Source organism: Paraburkholderia sp. BR10937 (assembly GCF_040965695.1).
GTDB lineage: Bacteria > Pseudomonadota > Gammaproteobacteria > Burkholderiales > Burkholderiaceae > Paraburkholderia.
Map to the genome: position 1 here is coordinate 142,189 of NZ_JBFRCL010000002.1, position 20,440 is coordinate 162,628.

Genomic DNA, 20,440 nt, shown 5'->3' on the forward strand with positions numbered 1-20,440 from the left:
TTTTTCTCCGAGGGCATTCATGAAAACGCTGTTTCTGCAGGCACCTTCGTACGAAGGCTTCGATGGCGGCGCGGGCTCGCGCTTCCAGACGAAGCGCGAAATCCGCTCGTTCTGGTATCCCACGTGGCTCGTTCAGCCCGCCGCGCTGGTCGAAGGCAGCCGCGTAGTGGATGCCCCCGCAGACGACCTGACGCTCGAAGCGACCCTGGATATTGCACAGGAATACGAACTCATTATCATTCACACGAGTTCGCCCTCGTTCCAGAGCGACATCCAGTTCGCCGAGCACCTGAAGCGGCGCAAAAGCACGGTCCTCATCGGCATGATCGGCGCCAAGGTGGCAGTCGATCCGCATGGTTCGCTGACCGCGAGCGACGCGCTCGATTTCGTGTGCCGCGAAGAATTCGACTTCACCTGTCTCGAGATCTCCCAGGGGCGTCCGTTCGACTCGATCCTGGGCCTGAGCTATCGGCTGCCCGACGGCGGCATCATGCACAACGACGCCCGGCCGATCCTCGAGGACATGGATCAGCTTCCCTTCGTCTCGCCGATCTACAAGCGCGACCTCACGCCCGAGCATTATTTCAGCGGCTATCTCAAGCATCCGTATCTCTCGCTCTACACGGGGCGCGGCTGCAAGTCCCGCTGCACCTTCTGCCTCTGGCCGCATACGGTGGGGGGCCATCGCTATCGCACGCGCTCGGTCGAGCACGTGCTGGAAGAAGTGAAATGGATTCGGGACAACATGCCCGAAATCAAGGAGATCATGTTCGACGACGACACGTTCACGGATCTCAGGCCGCGCGCCGAAGAGATCGCGCGCGGGCTGGGCAAGCTGGGCGTGACGTGGTCGTGCAATGCGAAGGCGAACGTGCCGTACTCGACGCTCAAGGTGATGAAGGACAACGGCTTGCGTCTGTTGCTCGTGGGCTTCGAATCCGGCGATGACCAGATTCTCGTCAACGTCAAGAAGGGCGTACGCACGGACTTCGCGCGCCAGTTCAGCGAGGATTGCCGCAAGCTCGGCATCAAGATTCACGGGACCTTCATCCTCGGCCTGCCGGGCGAGACGCACGAAACCATCCAGAAGACCATACAGTACGCAAAAGAGATCAATCCCCATACCATTCAGGTCTCGCTCGCCGCGCCTTATCCCGGCACGGTGCTGCACAAGCAGGCGGTCGAAAATGGCTGGCTGAACGATACCAAGGTCATTACGCTCATCAATTCGGCCGGCACCCAGGCCTCGACGATCGGCTATCCGCACCTGTCGCGCGAAGAGATCTACCTTGGCGTCGAGGAGTTCTACAAGCGCTTCTATTTCCGGCCGTCGAAGATCTGGGAAATCGTCCGCGAGATGCTGGTGAGCTGGGAAATGATGAAGCGGCGCCTGCAGGAGGGCGCCGAGTTCTTCAAATATCTCCGCGCGCGCAAGGTCTGAAGCCGCCAGCGTCCCCTTCAGGAAAACGCCCGGCATTCCGGGCGTTTTCCTTGTCACTCGTCTGGCACAGTCCCCGCTTTTTTTCGTCGGCAGAATTGCGCACAAGTCGCGCTGCGGCGTGCAGCACGCGCCTGACCGAAATGCTGTCATTACGAACGACCTGCGGCAATTAACATTCTTTCCGGTGGTGCATAAAATGGCTCAGCCCTATTACGTACGCCATAAATAGCTTCATCGGGCCACCGGAGGAGACCGCAATGGCACCGGAAGGCAGGTCGCCCGCCATCGCCGACATCGATGCGCGGCCGTCTCGCGCGCCCGACCATGCGCGCGAGAATCAGGCGCTGCTCGCACTGGTCACCGCGCAACTGGATTCACGCGAAGTGTTGTTGCAGAGGATTGCTGACTTTGCAATGCGTCTGTGCTGTGCGCAATCGGCCGGCATCAGTTTGCTGGAGCGCGAAGGCGAAGAGCGCTACTTTCGCTGGCACAGCGTGGCCGGCAAGTTCGCGAACCTGTGCGGAACCCGAATCCACTGGAACGACTGCCCGTGCGCCGTCGTGCTCGAAGCCGGCAAGCCGCTGCTTTTCACCGCGCTGAGCGACGATTTCCCGGTTCTCGCCCCCGCATGCGCCGTCGTGCAGGAGGCGCTCATCCTGCCCATCGTTTCGAAAGGGCGGCAACTGGGTGCGATCTGGGCCGCCTCGCTCGAAGAACGTTCGCGCTTCACCCGCGAAGACCAGCGCGTGCTCAGCGAGTTTGCCGCCGTGGCCGGCCCGGCGCTCGAGCTGGTCGAGGCGCGCGACCATAGCCGCATGCAGACGCAGCGCTATTCGGAAGTGATCGCCGTGCTCGCGCACGAGTTCCGCAACCCGCTCGCGCCACTCGAAAACGCGTTCCAGGCGCTCCAGATGATCTGCGAAGACCGCGCGCCGCAGCGCGAATACTTCGCAGTTGCGCAGCGCCAGATCGCGCAGCTCAAACGTCTGATGGACGAACTGCAGGATGCCTCGCGCCTCGACCATGACAAGCTGAGCGTCGATCCCACCGATGCGTCGTTGAACGAAATCCTCTCCGACGCGCTCGCCTCCATCCGCGAGCGTGCGCAGGCGCGCAGGCATACGCTGAGCGTGCGTCCGCTTGCCGGCGATCTGCGGCTGTTCGCCGACCCGACGCGGCTCACGCAGGTGATCGTGAACCTGCTGTCCAATGCCGTGCGCTATACGCCCGACGGCGGCGAGATCGCGCTCGTCGTCGAACAGACGGGCACCGGCGACGCGCGCTGCGTCGAGATCTCGATTCGCGACAACGGCATCGGGATCGACCCGGCCGTGCTCTCGCGCATTTTCGAGCCGTTTGCGCAATTCGCGGGCAAGAGTGCGCAGCTGGAAGGGGGGCTCGGCATCGGGCTTCCCATCGCGCAGCGGCTCGCGCAGCTGCATGGCGGCGAGATTCTCGTGACGAGCGAGGGGATCGGACGCGGCACGCTGGCGCGTCTCTCGATTCCCGTGCGAACCGGCAGCGCCGAAGCCGTCAAGCCGCCCGCCGCCGTGCTGGCGGGCAACGGCCCGGCGCGCGTGCTCATCGTCGACGACAATGCCGACGCGTGTTTCGCACTCGGCGCGTTGCTCGAGCTGGAAGGGCATGAAGTCAGAACGGCCGGCGACGGCACGAGCGCACTGACTGTGCTGAGGCAATGGAAGCCGCATCTCGCGCTCGTCGATATCGGCATGCCGGGCATGAACGGCTACGAGCTGGCGGAGCGCATGCGCGCCATGCCGGATCACGCCGACGTGATGCTGGTCGCGCTGAGCGGCCATGTTTCGGACGGCGACCGGGCGGCCGCGCTGGCGGCCGGCTTCCATGCGCATCTCGCGAAGCCCGCCGATATCGGACGGCTGCGCGCGATGCTCGCGACGTGCGCGCAAGACGCCTGGCGCGAGGCCGGCTAGCGCAGGTGCGAAGAGCGGATGCCGTTGTGGTGGTGGAGGTTGCGCAACTGGCTTGCGCGGCGCCGTTCGCGGCGATAGTGCGCGATCACGGCCGTGGCCGCGATGACCAATACCATGACGCCGATGGCGGTTCCCCACTGTAGTGCGTCCATGTCTGCCTCCTTGTCACGTCAGGGCCGTCGCGTCGAGGCGAACGGGTTCAAGCGTAGTGTGGCTGGCAGGGTGCGTTCCGCGGCAAGCGCCGGGGGAAACAACGCGACGCACACGAAAGGGTGGCGCTGGTCGCGGACGCAAGCAAAGATTAGCCGATTGCGATGCGCAATTGAACCGTGCGGGCATGTACGGATGCCAGCCATTGCGGACACTTCGGCTTCGCCAAACTGGCACTCGGGCGAGCGCTCTTGAGTTCTTTGGGGAAGTATCGAGGCCTGCCGGGAGCAGGCCAGTTCGGCTGACGATTCGAACCCGGTTGCGATTGCCATTGCGCTTGCGTCGGCGCGCTTACTCCAGATCGCGCGTTTCGAGCTCCACGGACTGGCCCCCGTTTTTCTCCAGCGCGTGCCGCGCGGCCAGTTCGATGCTCGGGCGGTTCGCCTCGAAGGCGCTCAATAGCGCATGCGCCGACGTGCCGGTGTTGCCGAAGCGGTCGTTCAGCGCGTCGAGCGACACGCTGCACCATACCGGGCGGTTGTCCACGTTGGCTTCGAACGCGACGCGTGCGGCAGCCACAGCGTGACGGCGACTCGTGAATTCGATTCTCATCCTGGTCCTCCGTGAGTTCTATCGTTTAAGGGTAGAGCCTGGTGCAGCCAATGGTGAGTTCTTTTTGCGCTTCTTTTTGTTCTATTTGGCCTGAGCGTCGCTGGCGGGGTCGCTGCGCATCATCTTGTCGTGGATGGCGGGCCCCTTGGGTTTCTTCACAGGCATGTTGTCGGGGTTGGTGGGGTTCGATTCGCTTGCCGTGCCAGGCACGGCTGCCGGCGGCTTCACCATCGGCGGCGCAGGGGGATGAGCGGGCGTTTGACTCTGCGCCCGGGCGGACAGCGAGGCGGCGGCGAGCGTCACACAGGCGATCGCGCCCCGGACGGGAACATGCAGTGGCTTCATGGCTTCTCCCTGGTTTTCATCGTCATGCCCTCCAAGGTGTCGCGAATCGCATGCCCGCGAGCGTGGACGTACGGCCATCGTCGTCAGTGAAACAACGCCGATGTGTCGGGGGTTCGGTAATGGGCCCGGCGTTGACGGGATTGACGCTCGGCATGGTCGGCCGCGAGAACTAGTAGAGGAAGGGTCGGCTTCGCGCGGATGCATTGTCATTCCTCTCTGGTGAGAAGGGTCTTCCGCATCGGGCGTGCCTGCCGCGCGCCTCATGCGCTGCGGTTAAACCCCGGCCATGCCAGGGTTATGCCAGGGGTTCTAGAATGAGGTCGTGAGTGTAAAGGAGACCGTAATAACGTCATGGATACACAAGCGAAAACCTTCGAGGAATTGCTGCGGCGGGAATATCGGCACGGGTTCGTTTCGGACGTGCAGTCGGACACGTTGCCGCGCGGTTTGTCCGAGGACGTGATCCGTCTCATCTCGGCGCGCAAGCAGGAGCCGGACTTCATGCTCGAATGGCGGCTCGCCGCCTACCGGCATTGGCTCACGATGACCGAGCCGCATTGGGCGAGCATCGAGCACCCGCCCATCGACTTCCAGGACATCGCCTACTACTCGGCGCCGCACACGCAGGCGAACCGTCCGAAGAGCCTCGCCGAAGTCGATCCGGAACTCCTGCGCACTTACGAAAAGCTCGGCGTGCCGCTGCAGGAGCGCGAGATGCTCGCGGGCGTGGCCGTGGACGCGGTATTCGATAGCGTGTCGGTTGCCACGACGTTCCGGCGGCAGCTGGGCGAGCTTGGCATCGTCTTCTGCTCGTTCTCGGAAGCGGTTCGCGACCATCCGGACCTCGTGCGCCAGTATCTCGGCTCGGTCGTGCCGTACACCGACAACTTCTTTGCGACGCTCAACTCGGCCGTCTTCAGCGATGGATCGTTCTGCTATATCCCGCCTGGCGTGCGCTGCCCGATGGAGTTGTCCACCTACTTCCGCATCAACGCGCGCAACACGGGCCAGTTCGAGCGCACGCTCATCGTGGCCGACAAGGGCGCCTACGTGAGCTACCTGGAAGGCTGCACCGCGCCGATGCGCGACGAAAACCAGCTGCACGCCGCCGTGGTGGAACTCGTTGCGCTGGAAGGCGCACAAATCCGCTATTCGACGGTGCAGAACTGGTATCCGGGCGACGCGCAAGGGCGCGGCGGCATCTACAACTTCGTGACGAAGCGCGGCGACTGCCGCGAGGCCAACGCCCGGATTTCGTGGACCCAGGTCGAAACCGGCTCCGCCATCACGTGGAAGTATCCGAGCGTGATCCTGCAGGGCGACAACTCGATCGGCGAGTTCTATTCGGCGGCGCTCACCAACCACTATCAGCAGGCCGATACCGGTACGAAGATGGTGCATATCGGGCGCAATACGCGCAGCACGATTCTCTCGAAGGGGATCTCGGCGGGCCGCGGCAAGAACGCCTATCGCGGGCTCGTGAAAATGGCGCGCTCGGCTGAAAACGCGCGCAACTACACGCAGTGCGATTCGCTGCTGCTCGGCGACCGTTGCAGCGCCTTCACGTTTCCTTATATCGAGGTGAAGAACCCGAGCGGGAAAGTCGAACACGAAGCGTCCACGTCGCGGATCGGCGAAGACCAGTTGTTCTATTGCCGGCAGCGCGGGCTCAGTGAGGAGGACGCGGTGTCGATGATCGTCAACGGTTTTTGCAAGGACGTGCTCAAGGAATTGCCGATGGAATTCGCCGTGGAAGCGCAGAAGCTGCTGGGCGTGAGCCTGGAAGGCAGCGTAGGTTGAGAGGGAGAAAAGAATGCTGGAAATCCGCAATCTGAATGTCGAGGTGGAAAGCAAGCCGATTCTGCGCGGGGTGGATTTACGCGTGAATGCGGGCGAGGTTCACGCGATCATGGGGCCGAACGGCTCCGGCAAAAGCACACTCGCCCATGTGCTGGCGGGGCGCGAGCAATATGTGGTCACGGGGGGCAGCGTGCAGTACGACGGCTGCGACCTGCTCGCGCTTGCGCCCGATGAACGCGCGCGCCGCGGGCTCTTTCTCGCGTTTCAGTATCCGGTGGAAATACCTGGCGTGAGCAATATCTATCTGCTCAAGGCCGCGCTCAACGCGCAGCGCAAGCATCGTGGCGAGGCGGAACTCGACGCCATGGACTTTCTCGCGCTGGTGAAGGAAAAAATGGCGGCCATGGAGATGAAGGAAGACCTGCTCTACCGGGGCGTGAACGAAGGATTTTCGGGCGGCGAGAAAAAGCGCAACGAGGTGCTGCAGATGACGGTGCTGGAGCCGCGTCTCGCCATTCTCGACGAGACCGACTCCGGGCTCGATATCGACGCGTTGCAACTCGTCGCCCGTGGTGTGAACCAGATGCGCAGCGCGGACCGGGCCATCGTGCTCGTGACGCACTACCAGCGCCTGCTCGACTACATCGTGCCGGACCAGGTGCACGTGCTTTCGCAGGGGCGCATCGTGCGCTCGGGTTCGCGTGAGCTTGCGTTCGAGCTGGAGCGCAAGGGGTATGGCTGGCTCGGCGAGCAGGATGGCGACGAACCCGCAGCGGGGCAAGGGGCCGGGACGCAACACACGGCAGCGGCCAGGGAGCAACGATGAGCGAATCAACGCGCGAGCATTACCGCGACGCCTTCCGCACGATGGCGGGGACGCTGGCGGGCGTCGAGCTGCCGTGGTTGCGCAAGGCGAGACGGCACGCGTTCGACCGGTTCGAGACGCTGGGCTTTCCCGGCACGCAACTTGAAGCGTGGAAGTACACCAATGTGATGCCGATTGCGAAGCCGCATTGGCATTTCATGCCTTCGGACGGCGAGCAAACCGACTATGCCCGCCTGATCGACGACCTCGTGCCCGCCGACGCGGGCGGCCGTATCGTGTTCGTGAACGGCCGCCACGTGCCGAAGCTCTCGTCCTTGCCGCCTTTGCCGGAAGGCGCGTTTGTCGGCACGCTCGCGCAGGCAATGCGCAGGATTCCTGAGCGGGTCGAATCGATCATGGCGCGGCGCGCGCCCGAGGACGGCTTCGCGGCGCTCAACGGCGCGTTTCGCAGCGACGGCTACGTGGTCGTGCTGCCGCCCGGCTGCGCGCTGGACTGGCCGCTGCACGTGCTGTTCTTCAGCAGCGAGGCCGCGCTCGCCATGCATCCATTCAACGCGGTGGTCGCGGAGCGGGGGGCGCGTTGCTCGATCGTCGAGCAGTTCGCGGGCATTACCGACGAAGCCTATTTCGTCAACACCGCCACGGAAATCGTCGCCGACGAAGAGGCCGACGTTCAGCATTGCCGTATCCAGCAGGAAGCGCGCAGCGCGTTTCATATCGCGCACGTGGGCGTCTCGCAGCGGCGCGCGAGCCACTTCACCTCGCACTCGTTCGCGTTCGGCGGCGCGTTGTCGCGCACGCAGATCGACACGCGCCTCGACGCGGAAGACGCGCAAGCCGACCTGAACGGCCTGTATTTCGTCAGCGCGCGGCAGCACGTGGATCATCACACGCGCATCGACCATGAGATGCCGCGCGGCACGAGCCGGGAATACTATCGCGGCGTGCTCGACGGCGCGTCTCATGCGGTATTCGATGGCCGCGTGATCGTGCATCAGGACGCGCAGCAGACGAACGCGCATCAAGGCAACGACAATCTGCTGCTTTCGCGCAACGCCGAGATCGACACGAAGCCGCAACTGGAGATTCACGCCGACGACGTGAAGTGCACGCACGGCGCGACCGTCGGCCAGCTCGACGAGAGCCCGCTCTTTTATCTGCGCTCGCGCGGCATAGACGAGCGCATGGCGCGGGCGCTCCTCGTGTGGTCGTTCGCGCGCGTGAGCGTGGATCGCGTGGAAAGCGCCGCGCTGCGTAGCCGGCTCACACAACAGCTGCTCGCGCGCCTGCCCGGTGGCGAGTACCTGCGGGGACTGTCATGAATCTACTCGAACCGGTGGGCATTCCCGACACCGAAGCGGTCATCGGCTGGCGCCGCGACTTTCCGATTCTGCGGGAAAGCGTGCACGGCAAGCCGCTCGTGTACCTCGACAACGCGGCGACGACGCAGAAGCCGGCGAGCGTGATCGCCGCCGAGCAGGCCTATTACGAGCACGACAATGCCAACGTGCATCGCGGCGTGCATCTGCTGTCGCAGCGCGCGACCGATGCCTACGAGGGCGCCCGCGCGCGCATTGCGCGTTTCATCCATGCGGCGCACGAGAAGGAGATCGTGTACACGCGCGGCACCACGGAAGCGATCAACCTGGTGGCGCAAAGCTACGCGCGGCCGCGTCTTCAACCCGGCGACGAAGTGCTCATCACCGCGATGGAGCATCACTCGAATATCGTGCCGTGGCAACTCGTCTGCGCGCAGACGGGCGCGCTGCTGAAAGTGGCGCCGATCGACGACGACGGCACGCTCGACCTCGACGCCTTCGCGGGCCTGCTCGGCCCACGCACGCGGATGGCGGCGGTGGCGCATGCGTCGAATGCGCTGGGCACCGTCAATCCGCTTGTGCAGATGATCGAGCTTGCGCATGCGCGCGGCGTGCCGGTGCTGGTCGACGGCGCGCAGGCGATTGCGCATCTTCCCGTGGACGTGGCCGCGCTCGATTGCGACTTCTACGCGTTCTCGGGGCACAAGATCTACGGTCCCACGGGCATTGGCGCGCTGTATGCGAAGGCTGCGCTGCTGGAAGCCATGCCGCCGTGGCAGGGCGGCGGCGACATGATCCGCTCCGTGACGTTCGAGAAGACCGAGTACAACGTCATTCCGTGGCGCTTCGAAGCGGGCACGCCGAACATTGCCGGCGCGATCGGGCTCGGCGCGGCACTGGACTACGTCAGCGCGATCGGCCTGGAAGTAGCGCAGCGGCACGAGGCCGATCTGCTCGCGTATGCCGACGCGGCATTGCGTGCGATGCCTAACGTGCGAAGGATTGGAACGGCGAGAGAAAAACTCGGCATCGTCTCGTTCGTCGTGGAGAATGCGCACGCCCACGACATCGGCACGATACTCGACCAGTGCGGCGTGGCCGTGCGCACGGGCCATCATTGCGCGATGCCGGTGATGGACCGGTATGGCGTGCCGGCCACCGTGCGCGCCTCGTTTGCGCTGTACAACACGCGCGCCGAAGTCGACGCGCTGCTGGACGGACTCGCGCGCGTCGAGGAGGTGTTTCCGCTATGAGCGACTTGCGCGACCTGTACCAGGAAACGATCTTCGACCACTACCGGCGGCCGCGGAACTGTCACACGGTGCCCGGTGCAACGCATAGCGCCGAAGGCTACAACCCGTTGTGCGGCGACCGCGTCACCTTGTATCTGCGTATCGAGGACGGCGTGGTCAAGGACGCCGGCTTCGAGGGCGCCGGGTGCGCGATTGCAACGGCTTCGGCCTCGTTGATGACCGAGGCGCTCAAGGGCCGCACGCAAGCGGAGGTCGAGGCGCTGTTCGAACGCTTTCACGCCATGGCAACGGCGCCTTCGGACCGCCCGGCCTCTGCCGAAGGGCTCGGCAAGCTCGCGGTGCTCGCGGGCGTGCGCGAATTTCCGGCGCGCATCAAATGCGCGACGCTCGCGTGGCACACACTGCACGCCGCGTTGCGCGACGAGCGCGGGACCGTTTCGACGGAGTGAATCTGCGCGTGCCTGGAGGCAATTGACGATGAATACGCAAACGGCGAGCAACGACCTGCGTGAACGCGTGATCGACGCGCTGCGCTCGGTGTTCGATCCGGAGATACCGGTGAACATCTACGATCTGGGGCTCGTGTATCAACTGGACGTGGACGCCGAAACGGGTCACGTGACGATCCGCATGACGCTGACCGCGCCCGGCTGCCCGGTCGCGCAAACCTTCCCCGGCACGGTCGAGGAATACGTGAACGAGGTGGAAGGCGTGAGCGAGACGAACGTGGAGCTGGTCTGGGACCCGCCATGGACGAAGGCACGCATGTCCGAAGCGGCGCTGCTGCAACTGGGGATGCTCTGACATGGCCGAATGGGTGGACGTGGCGCCATATGCCGAATTTCAACCGGGTTCCGTGCGCCGCGTCGATGTGGACGGCACAGCGGTCGCCGTATTCAATCTCGAAGGGACCTGTTATGCCATCGAGGACACCTGTCCGCACGACGGCGGCGTGCTCACGGGCGGCGACGTGGAGGGCGACGAGGTGATTTGCCCGCGCCATGGCGCCCGTTTTTGCATCAAGACGGGCAAGGTGCTCGCGCCGCCCGCGTACGAGGACGTCGCGGTGTTCGCGGTGCGCGTGGAAGCGGGCATGGTGCAGGTGCGCGATACGCGCTGGGACGAGGGCTTTTCCTGAGCGCGGCGCCCCTGCCGACGCCCCACGTCTTACGTACGCTGCAGTCGCTGCTGCGTCCAGTTGAGCACGCCGCCACTGCGAAGGTACTCGACCTGCCGGCGCGTCAACGTATGGCGGGTTTCGAGCGTGCGTTTGCCGTCCTCCAGCGTGATCTTCAATGGCTTGCCCGAGGCTAGCGCGGTCTGGATGCCCTCGAAATGGAGCGTGTCGCCAGCTTTGATCGATTCGTAATCCTGTTCATTGGCGAACGTGAGCGGCAGAATGCCGAAATTCACGAGATTCTGGGCATGAATGCGCGCGAAGCTTTTGGCAATCACCACGCGCAGGCCGAGAAATCGCGGCGCGAGCGCGGCATGTTCGCGGCTCGAGCCCTGCCCGTAGTTGCCGCCGCCTATCACGCAATGATCGCCCGTGTCGCGTGCGCGTTTCGCGTAGGTGTCGTCGATGCGCTCGAAGGCGAATTCGGCCAGCTTCGGCACGTTGCTGCGAAACGGCAGCACGCGGGCGCCCGCAGGCAGGATTTCGTCGGTGGACACGTTGTCGCCGGCCTTCAGTAACACGGGTAAATCGAAGCTTTCGGGCAAGGGCTCGAAGTCCGGCAGGCTCGCGATGTTGGGGCCCTTCTTCAAGGCGACTTCGGCCGCGTCTTCGCGCGGCAGCGGTCTCGCGAACATGGCGCGATGAACAATGGGGTGATCGGGGTCGCTGATGCGCGGGTAGGGCATCGGCAGCGTGCGCGGGTCGGTGATTTCCCCCGCGAGCGCGGACGCCGCGGCCGTTTCCGGACTCACGAGGCAAACCTTGTCTTCGGGCGTGCCCGAGCGGCCCGGGAAATTGCGCGGCACGGTGCGCAGCGACAGCGTGCTCGTGGCCGGCGCCTGGCCCATGCCGATGCAGCCGTTGCAGCCCGCCTGATGCAAGCGTGCGCCCGCGTGCAGCAGATCCTGTACGTAGCCTTCGCGCGAGAGCATCTCGAGCTGCGCGCGTGACGTGGGATTGACGTCGAACGACACGCGCTCGTGCACGGCCTTGTCGCGCACAATGGCCGCGGCCACCGCGAAATCGCGGTAACCGGGATTGGCGGAGGAGCCGATATAGGCCTGATAAATGGGCTCGCCGGCCACCTCTTTCACGGTGACCACATTGCCGGGGCTCGAAGGCATGGCAATGAGCGGCTCCAGCGACGAGAGATCGATTTCGTCCTCGATGTCATAGGCGGCCCCCGCATCGGCGCCCAGTTCGCTCCAGTCGTTCTCGCGTTGCCAGGCGCGCAAGAAGCGCCGCGTTTCCCGGTCGGAGGGAAATACGCTCGCCGTCGCGCCGAGTTCCGCGCCCATGTTGGCGATGACGTGACGGTCCATTGCGCTCAGACCCGCGAGACCCGGGCCGTGATATTCGATGATCCTGCCAACACCGCCGTCGACGCCATGGCGGCGCAGCATTTCGAGAATCACGTCTTTGGCGCTGACCCAGTCGGGCAGACTGCCTGTGAGCCGGATGCCCCATATTTGCGGCATGCGCGTGAGGAACGGTTCGCCCGCGATGGCCTGCGCCACTTCGAGCCCGCCCGCGCCGATCGCCAGCATGCCGAGTGCGCCCGCCGCGGGCGTGTGGCTGTCGGAGCCGAGCAGGGTTGCGCCGGGTTTGCCGAAGTTTTCCTGATGACAGGGGTGGCTCACGCCGTTGCCGGGCCTCGAATACCACAGGCCGAAACGTTCGGCGGCGCTGCGCAGGAAGATGTGGTCGTCGGCATTGCGGTAATCTTCCTGGATCAGGTTGTGATCGACGTATTGCACGCTGAGCTTCGTTCTTGCGTAATCGAGGCCCATGGCCTCGAGTTCGAGCATGACGAGCGTGCCGGTTGCGTCCTGGGTCAAGGTCTGGTCGACGGAGATGCCGATTTCATCGCCCGCGGAAAGCTTGCCGTGTACGAGATGCGAAGCGATGAGTTTTTGAGCGACATTGAGGTGCATGATCGTCCCTCATTCTGGGTGGGCATAGGGGCTTTGCAATCGAATGGAGCAATGCCTGCGCCCAGCTGTCGGCGGCATAATTGCTGCGCGGATCGATGCAATGGCCGGTCGACTCAATCAAGTCGATCGCGCCGCGTTCCGCGCTTTGCATGCGTTGCAACTATCGAGAGGCATCCATGAAGGCACTGTTCCATCTCGCAGCGGCCGCCGCGGCAGGCACGCTCGTCATGTTTTATCTGGACCCGGTTTCCGGCCCGCGTCGCCGCGCGAAACTGCGCACCCCGCCGTTTTCGCGCCGTGGCGGCCGTGCGAACGTGCACGGCCATGCGGCTGAACTGGGCGTAGACGGCGAACTGGCGGGCCCGGGCGGCGGCATCGGCACCGCGCCGTGAGCGCGTCGAGGCGAGCATCTTGCGCAACGGCGGCGGTGTAGTGGCAACCCATCGCTGAAGGAGTCCGCCATGTCCGCTCTCTTACCCGACCTCAATCATCGCGTTGCGCTCGTGACCGGCGGCTCGCGCGGAATCGGACGCGCCATTGCCGTGGCGCTGGCTTCGGCTGGCGCCGCGGTCGGCGTGAACTACCGGCAGCGCGCTGACGAGGCGGACCAGGTCGTCGCGCAGATCGAAAGCGCCGGGGGCCGCGCGCTCGCGGTGCGCGCCGACGTGTCGTCGGCCAGCGAGGTCACGAGCATGATCGGCGAGATCGAGCGCCGCCTCGGCGCGGTCGATGTACTCGTGAACAACGCCGGCACCGGCACGTTCAGCGACATCGAGTCGCTTACAGAGGCCGAATTCGACCACACGCTCGCCGTCAATCTCAAGTCGGCGTTTCTTTGCACGCAGGCGGTGCTGCCCGGCATGCGCGCGCGCCGCTGGGGCCGCATCGTCAATCTGTCGTCGGCGGCCGCGCGCGGCGCGGGCCTCGTCGGCGTTCATTACAACGCTTCGAAAGCGGGCCTCGAAGGCTTGACGCGCGGCTACGCCTCGCGCGTGGCACGGGAAGGCGTGACCGTGAACGCCGTCGCGCCCGGACCCATCGACACGGAAATGGCCGCGCCGCTGAAAGCCGCGAACGTCGCCGAGCGGCTGCCCGTTGGCCGCCTCGGCGAAGCCGATGAGGTCGCACAGGTCGTGTTGATGGTGATCGGCAACGGCTTCGTCACGGGGCAGACCATTGCCGTCAACGGCGGCGTCAGTTTCATCTAGGCCGCCTGTTCATTTTCGGGCCGCCGCGTCGCGGCCCGGTTCATTGAGTTCGCCTTGTTTGCTAACCGGTGCGCATCAGCGCGCTGCGCAATCTTCATACCTTAATTTAGTCTGGCTTTATCGCTTCAGCGAATCGGCGCCAAACTTTCCAGTCGAAAATATTTCGTAAGGAGTCTGACGCTGAGCATTCATACCCCGATGCTCTAATCCTCATGCCGTGTAGCCTCCGCATTCAGCTGGCATGAGCGCCACGATGCGAGCTGCATAACGCCTTCACCCGGCTTCACGGTGATCCCGACAATACGAAACCAACCAGGAGCCGAAAATGCAATGGCGTCATGTCGCAGTTGGTTCGCTCACAGCCGCAGCACTCGCATCGACAGTTGCGTGGAGTGCTGGTGACGATCACGACAAGAATCATCCGGAACACAATCACACCGCCACTCCGATCAAGCACCTGGTCGTGATTTATGGCGAGAACGTTTCGTTCGACCATTACTTCGCGACTTATCCGCACGCAACCAACCCGTCCGGCGAGCCTGCATTCAGGGCGCAACCCGGTACGCCCGAAGTGAACGGTCTTTCTGGCACGCTGCTGACGAAGAACCCGAACTTCACGAACACGGCCAATGGCACGGGCGCGGCCAATCCGTTCCGCCTGGATCGCACGCAGGCGGCCACGGCCGACCAGAACCACGCGTATACGGCCGAGCAGCAGGCATACGACGACGGCCACGCCGACCTGTTCCCGTTGTACACGGGTAACGGCACGAGCGGCGGCGCCGGCGCGTTCGGCACGAAGGGCCAGGTGATGGGCTATTACGACGGCAACACGGTCACGGCCCTGTGGAACTACGCCCAGCACTTCGCGATGAGCGACAACGCCTATACGTCGACCTACGGTCCTTCGACGCCGGGCGCGCTCGAATTGGTCTCGGGCCAGACCAACGGTATGAAGGCTGTGCTCACAACGAAGAAGCCTTCGACGGCCGGTTCGTACTATGTGAACGACGGGCAGAACGGCTTTACGATGATCAACGACGTCGATCCGGCCTACGACCTCTGCTCGAGCGCGACCGACACGGCGCAGATGACCGGCAAGAATATCGGCGACCTGCTGAACGCGCGTAACGTCTCGTGGGGCGGCTTCATGGGCGGCTTCAACCTCGCGACGACGAACAGCAACGGCACGACCGGCTGCAAGCGCAGTACGCTCTCGCCGGTGGTCGGCGCGGCGACGGCCGACTATATTCCGCACCACAACTGGTTCCAGTACTACGCTTCGACCTCGAATCCGCAGCATCTGCGTCCGAGCTCGCTCGCCGCGATCGGGCACACCGAGGGCAAGAACGGCAACCCCGACCCGGCGAATCACCAGTACGATACCGACGACTTCTTCGCTGCCGTGAAGGCGGGCAATTTCCCGTCGGTGAGCTTCCTGAAGGCCCCGGCCTACCAGGACGGCCACGCCGGTTATTCCGATCCGCTCGACGAGCAGGCGTTCGTCACGAAGGTCGTGAACTTCCTGCAGCAGCAGAACGACTGGGAGGATACGGCCGTGATCGTGGCATGGGATGACTCGGACGGCTGGTACGACCATGCCTACGCGCAACCCACCAGCGCTTCGTACGACAGCGTTGCCGACCAGTTGACGGCCGCCGGCATCTGCGGCACGGGTTCGGCGCCTGCCGGCCTGAACGGCAAGCCCGTGAACGGCCGCTGCGGTCCGGGCACGCGCATTCCGTTCGTCGTGATCTCGCCGTGGGCTCGCGAGAACTACGTCGACCATACGCTGATCGACCAGTCTTCCGTGGTGCGTTTCATCGAAGACAACTGGCTTGACGGTCAGCGCATCGGCGGCGGTTCGTTCGATGCGACGTCGGGCAGCATCATGGGCATGTTCGACTTCGACCGTCGCGGCCGCGGCCACGAAGACCGCAGGCTGTACCTCGACCCGACGACGGGCGTGGTGCTCGACAAGGCACCGAAAGTCTGAGCGTTCAGGATCGATGACTGTTGTTGATGGGTAAAAAGAAGCGCGCCCCTGCCAGGTTCATCAGGCAGGGGCGCGCTGTGTTTTTCAGCAGTCGATCACGCGGGGTGGGAAGCGTGACCGTGATCGCCTGTTCCGTGCGCGTCGTCGTATTCGCGCGAAATATCCTTGTTCGTGTAATCGCCCATGCGCCAGGCGGCGAGCAGACTGATCACACCGCACACGGCGATATAGATCGCGATTGCATAACCCGTGCGGTAGTACGCGAAGAGCGCCGTTGCGATCAGCGGCGCCGGGCCGCCCGCGATCACGGAAGCCAACTGGTAACCGAGTGAGGCGCCGCTGTAACGCAGCCGACCCGTGAACGATTCGGCGATGAACGCCGCCTGCGGACCATAGAGCATGGCGTGCGGCACGAGCGACAGCACCACGGCCGCAAAAATCAACGCCGTGTTTTTCGTGTCCAGCATGCCGAAGTAGATAAAGCCGAAGATGCCCGCAGCCACCGCGCCGATCATGTACATGCGCTTGCGTCCGATCAGGTCGGACACGTGCCCAAAGAACGGAATGGTCGCGAACTGCAGCACGGCGGCCGCCAGAACCGCGGTGAGCATGAGGTCGCGCGAAACGTGCAGCGTCTTCACGCCATACGTGAAGACGAAGGCCGTGTAGATGTAGAACGGCGCCTGTTCGGCCATGCGCGCCAATGCCGAGAGGAGAATGTCCTTGGGCTGGCGGCGAATGACTTCGAGCATCGGCGTTTTCTCGATTTTGTTCTCGGCGAGGAGCTTCGCGAAGATCGGCGTTTCAAGAATGCTCAGCCGGATATAGAGACCGATCGCGACAAGCAAGATGCTCAGCAGGAACGGAACCCGCCATCCCCACGTCATGAAGGCGTTTCCCGAGAACGCGCTGACGGCGAGCACCACGAGATTGGCGATGAAGAGTCCCGCCGGCACGCCGAATTGCGGCCAGGAAGCGACGAAGCCGCGGTGCGAATTGGTGCGCGCCCATTCCATCGACATCAGGACCGAGCCGCCCCATTCGCCGCCTACGCCCACGCCCTGAATGAAGCGCAGCACTGTGAGCAGAACGGCGCCCCAGATGCCGATGGATGCATAGGTCGGCACAAAGGCCACGGCGAAGGTGGCGAGCCCCATGAGCAGCAGCGTGACGATCAGCGTGGCTTTGCGGCCGACGCGATCGCCGTAGTGGCCGAAGATGGCCGCGCCGACTGGCCGTGCAATGAAGCCTACGGCATAGATCAGAAAAGCTTGCAGGGTGCCAACGAGCGGGTCGGATTCAGGAAAGTAGAGCTTCGCGAAGATAAGCCCGGTGACGATACTGTAGAGGAAAAAGTCGTACCATTCGATCGTCGTGCCGATGGTGCTGGCAATCACAGCGCGGCGCAACTGGCGGTGGGCGTCTTCCTCCGAAAGGAGCGTGGCTCCCGGTTGATCTGCATTCATTTCGGACCCCCCAAGGCAAGGGCGATACGGCCAATGCAAAACGCATGGCCAAGGCTCCCGGTAGCGCGCAAAAAACGTGCCCCATTCGGCCGGGATGTTGGCTTCGCCGGATCGGTGGAAGTGATACGTCCCTCGCTATCGCTCCATCCTGATCGGCATGGGTTGAGACGTTGTTATACAAGCCGATGATATGTCACGTTGTGATGCAATGTGCGTATTTTGAATGAAATCGCCATGCGGCAGTGCATCACGCAACACGGAGGCGCAATGACGCCACAGCAAACCGCGCAGGCCCTCAGCCCTTCGGAGTACATTGCGCGGCATCTGCAGAATTTCGCCTCGTCCACGCCGGCTTCGGCGAGCGTCGATCAGCCTCTGCAATTGATCGTGTGGAGTGAGGACGTATTCGTCATCGCGGGCATGCTGTTCGTTGTGCTCGCATGCATCGGCGCGCGCCGGGACAAGTGGGCGCTGTTTACGCTGACTCCGCGGGTGTCGTCCGGCCGGCGTCTTTATCTCTGGTGGTCCTGCGCCTGGCGCCAGTGGCTCGCGAGCGCGCTGCTCTTCGTGGTGGCTTTCTCGGTGTTGCGTCTCGCGCTCGGAAAGATTGCGACGCCGCTCATGGCATTCGCCGCGAACCGGGTTCCGCACGACCTCGCGCAATCCTCGCCAGCCGTTTCGCTTGCGATCGCCGGCATGCCCTTCATCGTGCCCATGTTTGCTTATGTGCTGCTCAGCCTGCCGCTCGTGGGGTACATGGTGCGACGCGGGCTGGCCGCGCACGCCATGCCCGCGCCCCGGCAGTTCGGCTTCTGGCGCGCCACGCTGCTCGGCTTGATCACTTATGCGTGGACCTTGCCGGCCAGCCTCGCCATTACCAATGTCGGGGTCTCCTCTGCGCAGCCACTCGCGAACGCACTGCGCGCGATCCTGCTCGTGGCATGGGGCATGTATATCGTGCTGCCGCGCCAGGCGCGCAGCGTCGCGCGCCTGGCCGCCCCTCGGTAGCGGGGACTTCAGGCCGCCAGATCGACGACGGCCATCAGCGGCATCAGTCGCCATTCGCCGGCGGTCGCGAACGCGATGATCTGCGAGAACGTGGCGGGCGCGTTGCTGAAAATCTCGGCCTCGAGCGCGGGCGGGCTGCCGGTACGATGGATGATCGAATCCGGGTCCTCGTCCAGCAGCCCGTAGAACACCTCGACGACGATGCGGCCGCCCACCGGGCCAAGACGCGTCAATGCGCCGACCCCGAGCTTGCCGTCCTGCGTGCCGAGCATCGCGTCCTCGCCGAACGTCTCGCCCACGGGCGCAAGCTCGAGCACCGGAACTTGCGCTTCAGCGAGGATATAAAACCAAAGCGGCGTGTCGTCCTTGAACGTGTCGCCAAGCGCCGGGCTCGCGCCATCGACATTCAGCGAGGCGATGCGATCGAAGCGGAAGGTCTTCGACGGATCGCTCGAAACCTGGGTGCGGACCACGAGTTCGTCGGGACCGAGCGGCGGCACGCCGAGCGCGCTTGCCACCGTCTCGCCGCTCGGCAGGCCATAGACGTTGCCGCGCAACAGGTTGAGCATGGCGAGCGAGCGGAAGCCCTTTGCCGATGCCAGCTTGTCTGCCGCGGCCGGAATCGGCACTTCGGACACGCTGTGCGGGAGTTGCGAAAGCGGATCGACGAGCGATGGATCGAACTTGTACGCGTATTGCAGACGCTTGACGTCGTTCGAAGCATTGTCGGCAACACCGGCGGCGGCCTTGTTCGCGCCATCGAGTCCGGGCCCGCCTTTTTCGCCCGGCAAGGGATGCTCGCGCGGGAAGAAGCGCTGCCAGTCGTCGATCACGTGTGTTTCGGGCAACCGGTCGAAACCGACGAGGCTGTCCTTGTTCGTATTCGTGCCGTCGAATATCGGTGCCTTGAAATTGTCGTTCAGCACATAGCCGTTGCGCACGCCCGAGTGGCCGTAGCGGTACGCGGCCCCCGTGAATTCGCGCGGCAGGTTGCGTCTCGCGGGACCCGGACCATAGAGCTTGTAGGCATGCGCGCGGTCCTGGTCGTGCGCGGTCACGAAGGCGTCGACGACGGACGAATCGACGATCCGATACAGGAAGTCTTCGACCAGCACGCGCTGATAGGCCCAGCGCACCTGCGTGCGCGCCGCTTCGAACAGATCGCTGCCGCGCAGCGTGCTGTCGGCTTTCGCGAGCCGCGCGACCACGCGGTTATGAAAACGCAGGAACAGCATCTGGATCTGGCAGACGATCGAATTCTCGTCGTTGCGCTTGTCGCCGATAATCGCGCGGGCGTTGTAGGCATTCTGGGTTCGCGGCAGATCGTCGTGCCCCTCGATCAGCGAGGCGCCCTGATAAATCCCCTTGTGCGGGTGGTTCTCGTCCGCATACATGTAGGGCGCGTCGTCGGGTCCCGGGCCGTATACGTTGTCGAGGTCGAAGCGCGGCGTGCGCAGGTTGGTCGGCAGCTGGCCGGTCGTGCGCGCCTGGATCAAGGTCAGCTGCGACGTGGTATCGAGCGTCAGGTCGTGATCGATGAACTGGCCGAAATACGTGTAACCGGCCGGCACATACAGGTTCTCCTCCGGGTCGGGATCGTTCGATACGGTATCCGCCGCCGACTGCATGCCGCGCGCGAGTACGGCGAGGTCCGCGGGGTCATAGTGGTTGAAACGCGGCGGGAACATCGATGTCAACTCTTCGTTCAGGCCGCTCATTCCCGCATGGGCTTCGACGAGGTCGCGGGGTGTACCTTGGGGATTCATAATCGTTCTCCTAAGTAATTCATCGCAGAAAAGACACTTCGCGGGAGAGCCGGCGAAGGACCCCGTTCGACTTCGGACTGAATGGATTATTTTGAGGTTAGCGGCGACGATCGCCGCAAACTCAGAGGGCGGATTGACAGGAAGCAGGATTAATCTTTCTGAAAGCTCTGAATGTGCGCTAACCCAC

General features: G+C 64.0%; 18 protein-coding genes and 1 pseudogene. 13 read left to right on the plus strand and 6 right to left on the minus strand.

Annotated elements, in window-relative coordinates; genetic code table 11:
- The first annotated feature begins 19 nt into the window (after positions 1–19).
- Both hpnJ and AB4Y44_RS02615 read left to right on the plus strand, forming a co-directional pair.
- On the plus strand, positions 20–1,441 hold the full coding sequence (hpnJ, locus tag AB4Y44_RS02610; RefSeq protein ID WP_368698629.1) for a hopanoid biosynthesis associated radical SAM protein HpnJ: 1,422 nt from the start codon (positions 20–22) through the stop codon (positions 1,439–1,441).
- Positions 1,442–1,698: 257 nt separating this feature from the next.
- Positions 1,699–3,393: an ATP-binding protein gene (locus tag AB4Y44_RS02615; RefSeq protein WP_342923289.1), complete on the plus strand. Its 1,695-nt coding sequence runs from the start codon at positions 1,699–1,701 to the stop codon at positions 3,391–3,393.
- Here AB4Y44_RS02615 and AB4Y44_RS02620 read toward each other — a convergent pair.
- The 3 genes from AB4Y44_RS02620 to AB4Y44_RS02630 form a co-directional block, all read right to left on the minus strand.
- Positions 3,390–3,545: a hypothetical protein gene (locus tag AB4Y44_RS02620; RefSeq protein WP_342923288.1), complete on the minus strand. Its 156-nt coding sequence runs from the start codon at positions 3,543–3,545 to the stop codon at positions 3,390–3,392. The two genes, AB4Y44_RS02615 and AB4Y44_RS02620, sit on opposite strands and share 4 nt — an antisense overlap.
- A 349-nt stretch (positions 3,546–3,894) precedes the next feature.
- Positions 3,895–4,155, minus strand: coding sequence for a DUF1488 domain-containing protein (locus tag AB4Y44_RS02625; protein ID WP_028204289.1), 261 nt, complete (start codon positions 4,153–4,155; stop codon positions 3,895–3,897).
- A gap of 81 nt (positions 4,156–4,236) precedes the next feature.
- The gene (locus tag AB4Y44_RS02630) at positions 4,237–4,500 is read right to left on the minus strand and encodes a hypothetical protein (RefSeq protein ID WP_368698630.1); all 264 of its coding nucleotides are present in this window, start codon (positions 4,498–4,500) and stop codon (positions 4,237–4,239) included.
- 351 nt (positions 4,501–4,851) lie between these two features.
- On the opposite strand from AB4Y44_RS02630, the gene sufB reads away from it, so the two are divergent.
- Genes sufB through AB4Y44_RS02665 form a run of 7 tightly spaced genes read left to right on the plus strand, consistent with a single transcriptional unit; the run spans position 4,852 to position 10,836 of the window.
- Positions 4,852–6,300 carry a Fe-S cluster assembly protein SufB gene (sufB, locus tag AB4Y44_RS02635; RefSeq protein ID WP_342923286.1) on the plus strand — a complete coding sequence of 483 codons (1,449 nt, stop codon included), beginning with the start codon at positions 4,852–4,854 and terminating at the stop codon, positions 6,298–6,300.
- Positions 6,301–6,313: 13 nt separating this feature from the next.
- Positions 6,314–7,126, plus strand: a complete 813-nt coding sequence (sufC, locus tag AB4Y44_RS02640; protein ID WP_342923285.1) for a Fe-S cluster assembly ATPase SufC — start codon at positions 6,314–6,316, stop codon at positions 7,124–7,126.
- On the plus strand, positions 7,123–8,448 hold the full coding sequence (gene sufD / locus AB4Y44_RS02645; RefSeq protein ID WP_368698631.1) for a Fe-S cluster assembly protein SufD: 1,326 nt from the start codon (positions 7,123–7,125) through the stop codon (positions 8,446–8,448). Before sufC ends, sufD begins: the two co-directional genes overlap by 4 nt.
- Positions 8,445–9,698: a cysteine desulfurase gene (locus AB4Y44_RS02650; RefSeq protein WP_342923283.1), complete on the plus strand. Its 1,254-nt coding sequence runs from the start codon at positions 8,445–8,447 to the stop codon at positions 9,696–9,698. The genes sufD and AB4Y44_RS02650 overlap by 4 nt, the downstream gene beginning before the upstream one ends.
- A complete protein-coding gene (sufU, locus tag AB4Y44_RS02655; protein WP_069262276.1) occupies positions 9,695–10,147 on the plus strand; it encodes a Fe-S cluster assembly sulfur transfer protein SufU in 453 nt (150 codons plus the stop codon). The genes AB4Y44_RS02650 and sufU overlap by 4 nt, the downstream gene beginning before the upstream one ends.
- 28 nt (positions 10,148–10,175) lie before the next feature.
- Entirely contained in the window at positions 10,176–10,502 is a 327-nt protein-coding gene (locus AB4Y44_RS02660) for an SUF system Fe-S cluster assembly protein (RefSeq protein ID WP_342923282.1), read from the plus strand.
- 1 nt (position 10,503) lies between these two features.
- Complete coding sequence (locus tag AB4Y44_RS02665) at positions 10,504–10,836, plus strand: non-heme iron oxygenase ferredoxin subunit (RefSeq protein ID WP_342923281.1); 333 nt, start codon at positions 10,504–10,506, stop codon at positions 10,834–10,836.
- Positions 10,837–10,865: 29 nt separating this feature from the next.
- On the opposite strand, the gene AB4Y44_RS02670 is transcribed toward AB4Y44_RS02665, so the two are convergent.
- Complete coding sequence (locus AB4Y44_RS02670; RefSeq protein WP_368698632.1) at positions 10,866–12,809, minus strand: aconitate hydratase; 1,944 nt, start codon at positions 12,807–12,809, stop codon at positions 10,866–10,868.
- Positions 12,810–12,985: 176 nt separating this feature from the next.
- Between AB4Y44_RS02670 and AB4Y44_RS02675 the strand changes: the two genes are divergently transcribed.
- The 3 genes and pseudogenes from AB4Y44_RS02675 to AB4Y44_RS02685 form a co-directional block, all read left to right on the plus strand.
- Complete coding sequence (locus tag AB4Y44_RS02675) at positions 12,986–13,201, plus strand: hypothetical protein (RefSeq protein ID WP_254357275.1); 216 nt, start codon at positions 12,986–12,988, stop codon at positions 13,199–13,201.
- Between the two features lie 69 nt (positions 13,202–13,270).
- Positions 13,271–14,017: an SDR family NAD(P)-dependent oxidoreductase gene (locus AB4Y44_RS02680; protein ID WP_342923279.1), complete on the plus strand. Its 747-nt coding sequence runs from the start codon at positions 13,271–13,273 to the stop codon at positions 14,015–14,017.
- Positions 14,018–14,453: 436 nt separating this feature from the next.
- Positions 14,454–16,013 (plus strand): annotated as a pseudogene (locus tag AB4Y44_RS02685) (phospholipase C); the annotation flags it as partial.
- A gap of 95 nt (positions 16,014–16,108) precedes the next feature.
- Here AB4Y44_RS02685 and AB4Y44_RS02690 read toward each other — a convergent pair.
- Positions 16,109–17,479, minus strand: a complete 1,371-nt coding sequence (locus AB4Y44_RS02690; protein ID WP_342923278.1) for an MFS transporter — start codon at positions 17,477–17,479, stop codon at positions 16,109–16,111.
- A 267-nt stretch (positions 17,480–17,746) separates the two neighbouring features.
- Here AB4Y44_RS02690 and AB4Y44_RS02695 point away from each other — a divergent pair, with 267 nt between their 5' ends.
- Entirely contained in the window at positions 17,747–18,487 is a 741-nt protein-coding gene (locus tag AB4Y44_RS02695; RefSeq protein WP_368698633.1) for a hypothetical protein, read from the plus strand.
- A gap of 8 nt (positions 18,488–18,495) precedes the next feature.
- Here the strand turns inward: AB4Y44_RS02695 and AB4Y44_RS02700 are convergent, their stop codons facing one another.
- Positions 18,496–20,253 carry a peroxidase family protein gene (locus AB4Y44_RS02700; RefSeq protein WP_368698634.1) on the minus strand — a complete coding sequence of 586 codons (1,758 nt, stop codon included), beginning with the start codon at positions 20,251–20,253 and terminating at the stop codon, positions 18,496–18,498.
- Positions 20,254–20,440 lie beyond the last annotated feature (187 nt).